The following is an 11,881-nucleotide window of genomic DNA, read 5'->3' as shown; positions in this document are numbered from 1 at the left end:
GATTAGATAGCCCGCATCCAATCTAGGGTGCTTCGGAAAACTGGATACTCTTGATCAATTATCTCCGGTTGCCAGCTCCGGATATTGTCTTCCTGAGCGATTATGGCTGCCTCTCCCTTCTCATCAATTCTCAATGCGTCCTCAATGCAGCCCATTGGCCAGACCCAGGTTGCAAAAACTTTCATTGCCTCATGAGCAGTATTAGCGAGCGCTTGGCCGTCTGCAGTTCTGGCAAAAGCAGCCCAACAGTCAGCTGCTGAGCTACCTCTGGAATTCTGTGGCAGTCCGTTTCCGCCGATGAGGAACCCTTGAGTTTGGCCGACCACTTGAAGCACAGATCTGACGTTATCCATCTCCTCGCATTCCTTCGGTAGCCATGGCCCCCTAGCGTGAGTGAATGCGAAATCTAAGTCAGCGATCACACCGCATTTGATACCCATTGCTGTCAGGACAGAAAAACCTTTGGGAATCGAAGTACAGCTACCGAGAGCAACAAAGCAGATCCGTTCGAGCTCAGGCCTGACCCCGTAGAGCTTTTCGTAGATGAGCGGGAGTAGCCTCTGATCGGTTTTGCCCTCGCAGAGAATTACCTTTTCAGCGAAATATATCTCAGCGATGTTTCCGAGCTCAAAAAGGGTTCGAGATTGGGCTTGTGCCTCTGCCATAGCTTGCGCAACTGCCGCGCCCATAGGAATGCGAACCTCGGAGCCATTCTCCCGAGATCTGCGCACTATCACCGTCTCAGGCGCATTATCCCTGCTCACCATCAAGGGCGAATGGGTCGTGAACACGACTTGGTAGCCAGATTTCGAAAGCACATGTAGTGCTTCCCTAAGGCCTCTGACGCCTTGAGGGTGGAGGAAAATCTCAGGTTCATCGATCAGTAGGAGGCGACGTGCAAGGTCTTGATCGCGTGTTTTACGGATATCGGCCAAAAGCCGGATTAGGGCCATCTGGATTGCACGCTGCGCACCACTACCTAAGGTGTCGAAACGTCTGGTTTGACCGGATATCTCGTCGGTCACGTTCAGATCACCGCTCTTGAAAAACTCCTTAACGTCGATTGACGGTACGTCCAGGTTCAATAGCAAACCAGGGAAGAAGCTTGAGAGGGCATTAGTGGCGCTGGTATCGAACTCAGTCAGTAGAGGGGATCGGTTCTCACCGTCGGCTCCCAATATATTCCTGACCGCTGTGAGTGCATCCTGTACCTCTTGATGAGCAGTGAGGATGGGGGCCATGATTTCATCCAGCAGCCCACGAATTGTGCTCCCAGCTTTGCCTTTGCCCAAGTCTTCCTGGACATCGTCCATGGCGCGGATGTGCAGCGCTTCGGGTAACAATGCCGAAATGGCTTGAGGCAGGCCCGTGGGATAGGAGCGCCATGAAGTAGGGAGACCTTGCTCATCAAGACCAGCATTTTCCCAGACTTCCGTGGTCGGTTTAGTCGAGCCTGATGCGGAAATCCTTATCCAAAGGTCACCGTTGATGCAGTAGGGGGTAATCGCGGCTTGATGTTTTGCTTCAGGGATTTGTGCAATCAGCTCTTCTGTAATCCCTGACACGCAGGCGCTGATGATGATTGGCTGACTGGGGTCATTAGAGTCTGTTTTCGCAAATGCCTTTGGTGCTAAAACCAATCTGATCGCGTCGAGGATGGTGGATTTACCCGCGTTGTTCTGACCGACCAGTGGGGTGAAATCACCCAGAGGCAAAAACACTTGCTTACACGAGCGGAAGTTCTTGATGTGTATTTTGCTCAAGGAGTGCATGGCCGGAATTCCCTATCTACGGTGGGCATGGAGCCTCAGCGTAGCTGGAAAGTGGCGATGCGCACTGTCCTCCACGAGCACCGTGGTTCTTGTCGACATGCGCAGCTTGTTTTGTAGTGGCTGGATAAGGCAGAGAGCGTTGTGAATGGCCAGCGTTTGCGCCGGCCATGACCTGGTCAACCTCAGAATTCGTGCTCAATATCGTCGAAGAAGTTCGGGCCAAGCTCGTACTCCAGAGAACCGAATCGCGCTAGGAGGTCTGCTCTCACTTTACCCTCGGCTACGGGTTCAAAATTGATCCAGTAACTGTATACGAGGCCCTCATCCGATTCGTTGGCCGTGACCTCTGAATCGGCCAGAAGCTCTGCGTCGTCGAGAGAAATCTCCAGCTCATTCGCCAGGGCCTGGGCCATGGTTTTGCGGTTGCCGCGTTCAGCCTCTTCGACTTGGGCCCAGTGTTCCCATTCAGATCTACGGTCGCGATCAGCATCAGACTCACTGCTGGAGATGACCACGCCTTCGTCAGCAAGTAGCCATATACCATCACGGCGTAGCAATTCGACCGAGGCTTTGAGATAGAACGCTGCACCGTGATACATCCTCTCCTGATCTTGCTGCCCCTGGTAGGTCAGGGAAACTTCCAAAGTAAGCTTCCCGGTTGCGTCGCTGTAGTCAGCGGTTTCCACTTCAAGAGCTTCAATAGTGAATCCACTCGCATTGGTATCCGCAATCGCGCCGGAGAGCTGATCCTCCAACTCTAGATCCAGGTCGGCGTAGACATCATCCTCATGGATCGCTTGGGAAAAGTCTTTGATCCCAAAAACGGCCCACATCAGACGCGGATCCTTTGGGTTCCGTTGGGCGACGACAGAAAACTCATGGTAATCAGCGAAGCCCGCTTTTTGGACATGGGTTTCTTGAGCAGCAGAAAGCTTCAGGCCCTGATCACGAGCGAGCTGTTTAGCTTGGGATTTGAAGATGTTTAGCGGGGAAAAATCAGACATGGCAAAGGTTCCTAAATCAACGACGCTTAGGTGTCCGATTGCCTGTTCACCGGGCAGCGTCTGGTTAGGGACATGCCGATGTAAAACTGAAGGATGTCACAGATGGGCTATTGCTTCGCGAAACAGGCGCCAGGCGACCATCACCGCCTATTGATATCATAGGTCAACGAGCCCAACTCGACAACTCGAAAGATGCTAAATTTCCTAGGTGGCGTTAATACGAGCGACACTTAAATTTTGACGCTTTATATAGTCAAAAATACGACTTAGACGAAAAACAACTCTTGCAACAAATAACAGTTGTCGCCGGTTTGTTTATTCTGATAAATACTGCATCTCGTTGGGTGCTACCACCCAAGTGCTCTTTAAATATGACTGAAATTTGGGCTTGCGGTTTTTGACCGGGAAACTGGTCGCCTTGGTGTTCGCCTTGGCTTTCTTCGCCGCGCAGGTTGGTGCTGCCCATCGCTCCTCAGTGCTTAGCGCCTAGGGCAATCCCAAAGGTGATCCAAGGGTTTGTCTCTGATCGTTTGATGCGTTGAGGTGAAATGTGATGCGGCGGTAATGCGGCGGACGGCTTATCAAGGGACTTGATAAGCAGAACTGTGGTTTGTAGTGGCATCTTCAGCGTTCCTTTCGGCCCGGAATGCTTGGCGGCGGGGCAATTTCGCCTGTCGTTGGGAACATCAGTCATGGTTAATTTAAAGAACCTAGCGCGCCGCAAGGCGCGTCAGTCTATGCACAACAGTGAAGATGCTCGTGTCATCGAGACAGCTCCATCTCAAGAACCTAAAGCGGGTCGGATTGCGTGGGTAAAGGCGAAGGCAGTAACCCTGCTCAAGTGGATCGCACGTATTCGTCTATGCATCTGGTTATGGGAAAAGGCTGTTGAGGGCTGGGATTTTGTCGAGACAGTGGTGATTCCATTTATTGAGAACCTCCCATGACACAACAAACCACATCATTCGAATTCAGAGGGGCCGGTTCTTCGGGGCCGGCCCATCAACGGAAGCTTGGACATGGATGCTCCGTTCTATCCTCATAGCCCTATCCACAGCATCAGCGCCTTAGCACGTGCTCTCGGAGAGCCTGTCGAGAGGCTAATCGCACTTGCTCATCGTAGCTCTCGCCTTTATCGATATGTCCCGCAAACAAAAAAAGACGGCATAACACCCAGACATACCTATGATGCTCATGAGCCTCTGAAGACGATCCAGCGCAAGATCGTGGATCGGATCCTCAGCAAGGTTGCGTTCCCTGGATACCTGCACGGCGGTATCAGAGATCCCAAGCTACCCCGCAGCATTTACTCGAACGCTCGGGTTCATACCGGCGCCAAGACAGTCATCCTTCAGGACATCGCTGATTTCTTCCCGTCAATTACAAACGAGCACATTCATCGCTTGTTCGTGGGTCTCTTCCGTTTCTCCGCAGATGTAGCCACTCTGCTTGCGGATCTAGTTACTCGTGAGGGCCAGGTTCCACAAGGGGCGAGTACAAGTAGCTACTTGGCCAACCTAGTGTTTTGGGATATCGAGCCGGCGCTCGTCACTCGCTTTAAAGCTCAGGGACTGGCGTATTCGCGCTTCGCAGATGACATCACTGTTTCTTGCAAAACTCGTATTGATCAAGCTACTACCACCCAAGTTATTGCCTCTGTCACATGGATGCTCGGTCAGAAAGGCTGCCTGCAGAAGCGAAGCAAGCTGCATGTTCGTAAGCGCGGGCAAGCATTGATTACTGGCGATAAAGCTGACGCCGTCACCGTGACCGGATTAGTGGTGAGCGGGCCAATAACGGGGCTTCCCAAAAAACACCGATTGGCTATCCGCGCCGCCGTGAAACAGCTGGAGGATCGCGTCGAGGGTAATTCAGGTCATCTGTCCACTGATGATGAAAAGGAGATGCGTCGAGTAATGGGACGCATAGGCAGGTTGATCGCTTGTGGGCATCCAGAGGGGCAGCGCTTGAAGGCTCGCGTTCGAGTATTACTGACGCGTGCGCCACTTTTGGAGCGATATGCAGGTGCCGAGTTTCAGGTTCAGATGGTTGCGGAGACCACCGCAAATCTGAGCGTAGCGGCTAGCAGCTTGCAAATTAACCTGCCGGTGGATCTGCCTTGGAAAGCTGGCTAACCGTTGGCTGGAGGTTTATTTGGCTGTGATATTCAAGAGCGGTTTGGCTAGAAAATGGGGCGATGTCGCTGACATGCAGACGGAGCTTCAAGCTCCGTAACCGCAACAAATTTCCACCCTGCGATACAGGAAGTTAAAACATTAAAATTCCAGCACGAAAGCTAAATCGGTTCTACGAGAATACGTCTCAGAGCAACGTAATTCAGTCTGTGAGAAGGCTTATATTCACCCATTGCTCTCAGCCTATTGAAGAGCTTGGCCGGTATCACGCCGATATGGTCTATAGCAAAGGCGGGACAGGTATACTGATCAAGTACCAGCAGAAATTTTTTCTCCTGACGGCTCAACACGTTCTAGATGAGAACTACGAGGCGGCACAAAACGAGTCGCCGTTCTTCACTCACCTCTTTGCTAAGAGAGGTTGGGAAGGAATAGAGGGTATGGGATTCCCAATGCGCGGCTGGCGTATCGGTGAGCTGATAACGGCAGATAGTCCCTGTATCGACATGCAAGACATCGTGCTGATCGAGCTTTCATCCTCGCTATTCCGTTTTCCCGATAAATTCATCGACCTAGATGGCACGAATGGCCGTATAGCCGTAGCTGTAAGCGATTTGTATGACGGCATGTTATTGGTAGCCTCTGGCTACCCAATAGATGAAAACCCGATTGAGTATCCGTATGGCGATGACTACAACTGCTCGACAGTGATCAATAAGCATATCTTTCACGGTGTTTGTGAGTTCGAAGGATCAGCCCCCCTCCTGCGTTTTTTTAGTCAGATCACGCACTCAGAAATGAATGGAATGAGTGGCGGGATGGTTTCTAACCTAATGCCTAAATCCAACCAGGTTGCCTGGGTCGGTATGATTCAGAAGGCTGGTAATGGAATTCTCCGTTTCTATCCCGCATGCTGGATTATCCCAGCCATCAAGAACTATATGCAGGCGAGCCATTACGTCATAGATCCTGCTGTCCATATGGCAAATCTAGAAATTGAATCTACTCTAGAAGCAATCCAAGGTAGAGCAGAGTATTTCAAGATGATCAAGGTCATAACGGATGATATGAGGGCTAGAGAAGCAGGACATTAGCATTAGCCAATGCTCCTCCCTCGGCCCACTGCCCTACTTTTCAGGCTTAAAACGCCAGTTTGAATCACCTTATGCCAAACGCTGTTATGGGATCAACGGCGCTGAACCCAGCGATTCCTTACGAAGTAAGGTTGTATGCGATTCCAGATTCAACATCGTCGATGAGAGCTAGCTTTAAGCCTTACTTCCAGTGATGGATGTGATGCTTTTGACCACAAGTACGGCAACCATACCTACGAGCGCGCCTACCAGGCAGTGAATGCCTAAAGTTGCGAAGGTTTCCCACGCCCCTGCCCCTTCGACCAGTCTCTCAGCAAAGTGCTGCATCGGCCCGATGCCTTCTGTAATGAACGCCCCCCCGACCAGGAACATTGCCACAGTTCCGATCCAGGATAATGCTTTCATAAGCTTCGGAGCAGCCGACAGCAGCCATCCCCCGACAGTTCGCACCACAGAACCCCATGTACCGGCAGCTTTAGACTTCTGGAGAATAAGGCCGGCATCATCCAAGCGGACGATCCCCGCAACCAATCCGTAAACGCCCACTGTCATGACCACCGCGATCAGCGCTAACGTCAAAATCTGTTGGAGCATCGGGGCATCAGTAACGATATTTAGAGTGATGACGATGATCTCGGCGCTCAGAATGAAGTCCGTTCGAACAGCCCCTGCAATCTTCCGCTTTTCATAAGCTGCAAGCTCTTCAGGCGCCTTAGGCTTCGCTTTCTTTGGCTGCCCTGTGTCATCGTCTCGACCAGCCGTGAGCTTGTCCTTGATAGCCTCAAAGCCCTCATAACAGAGATATGCCCCACCAATCATGAGCAGCCAGTGAACCGCAGCAGGCAGCAGTGCGTTCAGCACCAATGCACAAGGCACCAGGATTGCTTTATTTCTCAACGACCCCTTGAAAACAGCCCAAACCACCGGTAGCTCTCGATCTGCTTTCATGCCGGTAACCTGCTCAGCATTCACAGCAAGGTCGTCGCTCAGGACGCTAGCCGATTTCTTTGCAGCGACTTTACTCATGAGCGAGATGTCGTCTAGCAGCGTGGCGATGTCATCCAATAACGCGAACAAGCTACTGCCGGCCATTTAAGGCTCCTTACGTTGATTTATTCTGTTCCCCCGAGCACCTCACGCATACCCACGCTAATGCCCCGCGTACACTCCTTCCGTAGGCTCAGGATTACCCTGTCGTCATCGGGTTACGGTGAGCACCTTTCTAGACAATGGACACACCATGCCGTTCATCAATAGCTAGGCGATCTGCAACAGAGCCTTCAAGACCGCACCAAATAATCTTTACTGAATGCTGGCCTACTAACATCTTTTAGATCAAACCGCCTATTCTAAGTCAGCGATATCCGAGCCGTTCGGCTGTCGGCGACGCGAACCGAGTCAGCAGACGCGGTACGTACACATCCTGGACGATGGGCGGTGAGCAATGAAGCTGCAGAGTATTCGGCTATGTAATTTTCAATCCTTCGGCAATGAGCCTACGGTAATCACATTCGAGGATGTCACCTACCTTATCGGCCCTAATGGCTCTGGAAAGACAGCAGTCCTGCAAGCGCTCTGCAGGTTGTTTGCCTTTGATCCAAGCCTCCGTCGAATCAAGCGATCCGACTTCCATGTGCCTGCTGATGAGGATTTGGTACCTGAGGAGCGCAGTCTGTGGCTGGAAGCGGATTTCGAATTCCCAGAGCTTCTAGAGGACGAGGACAACTCTACCGTGGCCCCGCACTTCGCTCATATGCGATTGGACACAGCCGAAGGTATCCCGCGCGCTAGATATCGATTGAGCGCAACGATGGGGATTGATGGGGACATTGAAGAGAACCTAGTTTATGTCCTCGATGTTGATAAAGACGCCAACCCATTGTCGACCGCAGTAGTCACTCGAGTGCATCGCAATACAATTCAAATGCATTACCTCCCCGCCAGACGAGACCCTGCCGACCACATAACCTATGGCGCTAATGCCCTGCTCGGACGCTTGCTACGAGCCGTAAATTGGGAAGACGACCGAGAACGGATCAAAGGACTCACTGACGAAATCAGCGAATGCTTGTCAGGAAACCAATCAGTAAGTGCATTCAGTGAAAGCCTGAATTTGATGTGGAAGCGACTTCACAGGGGCACCTTTTTCACCGACCCCAAGCTTACTTTCGTCACATCCGAAATTGAGTCGCTTCTCAGACACATGTCAGTGTCGTTCTCACCAGGGCACGACGAGAATCTAGTCGACTTCTCTCGCCTCAGCGATGGACAGAAGTCGATGCTCTATCTATCACTGGTGTTGTCCTCTCACGCCATCGGGCGTGCAGTCCTAACTGGTAAGGACGTTTCTTTCGACGCTGACAAACTGAAGCCACCGTCATTTACGCTGATCGCAGTGGAGGAACCTGAAAACAGCCTCTCACCTCATTACCTAGGGCGCATCGTTAACGCCCTCAATAGCTCAATTGGGGGGGCAGACTCCCAGGCAATCATCGCCACGCATGCTCCATCCATGCTCCGCCGCGTGGATCCTGAGAACATCCGCTATCTACGCCTTGCTGCGAACCGCGCCACCAAAGTTACCTGTATTGCCCTACCCGAAAAGGAAGATGAAGCTCATAAGTTTGTCCGAGAGGCTGTACAGGCCTTTCCGGAAGTCTATTTTTCCCGGCTAGTGGTACTGGGTGAGGGAGACAGCGAAGAAATTGTTCTTCCGAGAATTCTTCAGGCGAAAGGTGCGCCTGTTGATGAGTCGGCGGTGACCATCGCGCCACTGGGTGGTCGTCACGTCAACCATTTTTGGAGGTTGCTATCCGCGCTGGAGACGCCCTATGTAACCCTACTTGATCTCGACGTTGCACGACATCAAGGTGGGTGGGGACGTGTAACCAACGTCAATAATCAATTTGCAAAATTTGCTCCAGAGAAAAAGCTTCCCGCTTGGAATATAGCCAAGTGGAATGATGATCTCCCGGTTCGAACCCACCATTGGTTTGAAGAAGGAAAAGTGAGCGTATTTGTCGAGCTGGAGAAGCGCGGAGTTTTCTTCTCAGAGCCCATGGATTTGGACTTCTCAATGTTGCTCGCCTACCCAAATGCATATGATGTATCGCTAAGCGATCCGGATGAGTCGACTGTTAAGGCCGTCCTAGGCAAGAGTCATCATAAGTCCGACCAATACAATGCAGCGGAACAGCAACTTTTTGGCACCTACCACTCCAAGTTCAAACTAGGTAGCAAACCGGCAGCACACATCTCTGCCCTTGCAAAGCTCACTGATGAAGACCTGCTAAAGGCTCTTCCTCCTTCGTTAGATCGTTTGGCCAATGCAATCATCGCGGCGCTGGAGGACATCCCAGAATGATCAGCGCGGATGCATGGAAAGTCGCCGATGGCTTGACCTTGGAAACAAACGCCCTTCTCGCTGTGAGGGAGCTTGGAAAGTCGCTCGCGCTCACCGCAGGCCCAGGCGCAGGCAAAACGGAGGTTCTGGCGCAGCGGGCAGACTTTTTGCTACGCACCGGAAACTGCCGATACCCCAAGCGAATACTGGCGATCTCCTTCAAGGTCGATGCGAGCATAAACCTCAAGGAACGGATTCGTCGCAGATGCGGACTTGATCTGGCCGCACGCTTCGACAGCTACACCTTTCACGGCTTCGCCAAGCGCATCATTGATAGGTTTAGACCCGTGCTCACGGGCGGGGACTCTCTTGAGCCAAACTACTCCATAGGCGACGAACCAATTCAAGGCAAACAAATTAAGTTCGCGCAGCTCATACCTCTCGCAACGAAGATCTTGAGCAATTCAGTGGTTGCAAGAAATGCAATTTGTCAGACCTACGCTGATGTATTCCTTGATGAGTTCCAAGACTGCACTACTGAGCAGTACGCACTGCTGAAGCTTGTCTTCATGAATAAGCCAATTCGATTGACCGCCGTCGGTGACACCAAACAGAAAATTATGGGCTGGGCGGGAGCACTGGATGGCATATTTATAGACTACGCAAAGGACTTCGACGCCCGACCACTCAATCTATATCGAAACTTCCGATCTAAGCCTCGGCTTTTGCGGATGCAGAACGAGATCATTCGAACACTTGATCCTGCTGCGGTGATGGCAGATGACCTGATCATTGGAAACGACGGCGAACTCCTCGCTCGAAACTACGACAACAGTCACAGCGAAGCAGCCGCGTTGGCCAACATCATCCAGAAGTGGATAGATGTAGAGAAAATACCCCTACCAGAAATAGCGATTCTTTTTCCCAGGCAGATAGACCTCTACGGCACCCCCCTCATGGAGCAACTGGCAGCCAGAGGAATTCCCTTTCGCAACGAGCATGAGTCTCAAGATCTAGTTAATGAGCCCGCCGCTCGCCTAATTATTGACTACCTATCATGCCTGTATCGGGAGCGAGAACCGAAGGCGTGGATCAATTTGATGGAGCAACTGGTTTCATTTAATGACGAGGACGGTGAATCTGAGCTCCAGAGAAACTTCGAGCGCCTCTATCTTGCCCAGCGCAAGGAAGTGAAAAAATTGGCCCGATCTGACGCGCCTTATTCAGGATGGTGGGAGCTAACTATGAAGTTTCTAAAGAATATCGGCCTACCCGTGCTGACCACCCTTTCTTCTGACTACGAAGCAAAAGCCAGATTGAACGAGGTTATCAAGAACACGAGACAGCAAATTGAGAAACTGCTCGAGCAAGAACCGGATTTGCTCAAAGCACTTGATCTGTTCTCCAACGATCAAGCAGTCCGTTTTCTGACGATTCATAAAAGTAAAGGATTGGAATTCCACTCTGTAATTATGATCGGTGTAGAAACACAGACATTTTGGGGCAAAGTCCAAGAGGAGCGTTGCGGCTTCTTTGTGGGTGTTTCACGTGCCAAGGAGCGGTTGATGATCACGACATGCGACTTACGTTATCGACCGGCCTCAAACCCTCCAAGGTGGAATGAGCATCGCACTCCTCATGCTGAGTTCGTCACATACGTAACGCCATTTCTTTCCGCCCAGCCAAATGCCTGACAGGTAGCCGCGTGTCGCTGATCTTGTATGAACTCGCGGCAAGGATGCTCCCCACACAGCAAGTCATCCTTAGACCTCAAGCAGAGTCACAAACACGAGCTGAGGAAAATCTTCGGGCTTCCGGGGTATGCCATAGATAGAGGTGTGTCAGGAAGGACAAGGCAAGAGCACTCCCAATCAAATACACATCTTAATCTTCCCCATCAAGAGCAAGAGCAAGAGCAAGAGCAAGAGCAAGAGCAAGAGCAAGAGCAAGAGCAAGAGCAAGAGCAAGAGCAAGAGCAAGAGCAAGAGCAAGAGCAAGAGCAAGAGCAGGTCAAAGCCTAAGGGCTTTGACACCAAAGCGTAGTGTGTCTAGAAAATCACCGCCGAATAGATGGTGTCGCGCACCAGAGTGGGTGACGGCTCATTGCTCATCATGATCGCCAGGATCACCACCTCCACCAGCACTGCGGCAAGGGTCAGGATCATGGTGCCGTAGGGATCGCCGACTTTTTCTGCCAGTTGCTCGGCGTGGTGGGCCACGCGCATCGACGCCACGACGATAAAACCGATCAACACCACGCCGGCCAACAGTGCCACCATTTGCCCGCTGTGCAGCATCCAGTGCTCCAGCGGGTAGGCGGCGATGGCGGCAATCAGCGCCAGCAGCATGAATTTTTCTTGCTTGAGGGATGTGAGCATTCCGGGCCTTTTAGTACGGCAAATCAGTCATTGATGGGGTACAGACTGCGCCAAGCCGCTAACGTTTCGTTACACCTTAGTTCACACAGCCCTTGCGTGAATAAATCGAATACTCTCCTGCTGGTCAGGTTTTGCCGATTATTTAAGCCACGGCC

The 11,881-nt window shown here is 51.7% G+C and carries 10 protein-coding genes and 1 pseudogene; 6 read left to right on the top strand and 5 right to left on the bottom strand.

Annotated elements, in window-relative coordinates; translation table 11 throughout:
• Nucleotides 1-2 precede the first annotated feature (2 nt).
• From BLW22_RS33685 to BLW22_RS34935, 3 genes are all read right to left on the bottom strand, one after another.
• Nucleotides 3-1,772: an ATP-dependent nuclease gene (locus BLW22_RS33685; protein ID WP_074848693.1), complete on the bottom strand. Its 1,770-nt coding sequence runs from the start codon at nucleotides 1,770-1,772 to the stop codon at nucleotides 3-5.
• A gap of 182 nt (nucleotides 1,773-1,954) precedes the next feature.
• Complete coding sequence (locus tag BLW22_RS33680; protein WP_074848691.1) at nucleotides 1,955-2,776, bottom strand: hypothetical protein; 822 nt, start codon at nucleotides 2,774-2,776, stop codon at nucleotides 1,955-1,957.
• A 253-nt stretch (nucleotides 2,777-3,029) separates the two neighbouring features.
• Nucleotides 3,030-3,242 (bottom strand): hypothetical protein, encoded by a 213-nt coding sequence (locus BLW22_RS34935; protein WP_162494275.1) that lies wholly within the window; start codon nucleotides 3,240-3,242, stop codon nucleotides 3,030-3,032.
• A gap of 226 nt (nucleotides 3,243-3,468) precedes the next feature.
• On the opposite strand from BLW22_RS34935, the gene BLW22_RS33675 reads away from it, so the two are divergent.
• The 3 genes from BLW22_RS33675 (at nucleotide 3,469) to BLW22_RS33665 (ending at nucleotide 6,005) form a co-directional block, all read left to right on the top strand.
• Nucleotides 3,469-3,723, top strand: coding sequence for a hypothetical protein (locus tag BLW22_RS33675; RefSeq protein ID WP_017337081.1), 255 nt, complete (start codon nucleotides 3,469-3,471; stop codon nucleotides 3,721-3,723).
• A gap of 72 nt (nucleotides 3,724-3,795) precedes the next feature.
• On the top strand, nucleotides 3,796-4,911 hold the full coding sequence (locus BLW22_RS33670) for a reverse transcriptase family protein (protein ID WP_053177954.1): 1,116 nt from the start codon (nucleotides 3,796-3,798) through the stop codon (nucleotides 4,909-4,911).
• Between the two features lie 275 nt (nucleotides 4,912-5,186).
• A complete protein-coding gene (locus BLW22_RS33665; RefSeq protein ID WP_074848689.1) occupies nucleotides 5,187-6,005 on the top strand; it encodes a hypothetical protein in 819 nt (272 codons plus the stop codon).
• 174 nt (nucleotides 6,006-6,179) lie between these two features.
• On the opposite strand, the gene BLW22_RS33660 is transcribed toward BLW22_RS33665, so the two are convergent.
• Nucleotides 6,180-7,097: a DUF808 domain-containing protein gene (locus BLW22_RS33660; protein ID WP_053177953.1), complete on the bottom strand. Its 918-nt coding sequence runs from the start codon at nucleotides 7,095-7,097 to the stop codon at nucleotides 6,180-6,182.
• 352 nt (nucleotides 7,098-7,449) lie between these two features.
• Between BLW22_RS33660 and BLW22_RS33655 the strand changes: the two genes are divergently transcribed.
• From BLW22_RS33655 to BLW22_RS34905, 3 genes are all read left to right on the top strand, one after another.
• Nucleotides 7,450-9,369, top strand: a complete 1,920-nt coding sequence (locus tag BLW22_RS33655; protein WP_074848687.1) for an ATP-dependent nuclease — start codon at nucleotides 7,450-7,452, stop codon at nucleotides 9,367-9,369.
• Complete coding sequence (locus BLW22_RS33650) at nucleotides 9,366-11,042, top strand: UvrD-helicase domain-containing protein (protein WP_074848685.1); 1,677 nt, start codon at nucleotides 9,366-9,368, stop codon at nucleotides 11,040-11,042. Before BLW22_RS33655 ends, BLW22_RS33650 begins: the two co-directional genes overlap by 4 nt.
• 144 nt (nucleotides 11,043-11,186) lie before the next feature.
• Nucleotides 11,187-11,369, top strand: a complete 183-nt coding sequence (locus BLW22_RS34905) for a hypothetical protein (RefSeq protein WP_159440262.1) — start codon at nucleotides 11,187-11,189, stop codon at nucleotides 11,367-11,369.
• Between the two features lie 33 nt (nucleotides 11,370-11,402).
• Here BLW22_RS34905 and BLW22_RS33645 read toward each other — a convergent pair.
• Nucleotides 11,403-11,726 (bottom strand): annotated as a pseudogene (locus BLW22_RS33645) (calcium:proton antiporter); the annotation flags it as partial.
• Nucleotides 11,727-11,881 lie beyond the last annotated feature (155 nt).

This window comes from Pseudomonas marginalis (assembly GCF_900105325.1).
Classification (GTDB): Bacteria; Pseudomonadota; Gammaproteobacteria; order Pseudomonadales; family Pseudomonadaceae; genus Aquipseudomonas; species Aquipseudomonas marginalis.
The sequence above is the reverse complement of the archived record's forward strand: the minus strand, read 5'-3'. Positions and strand labels throughout refer to the sequence as shown.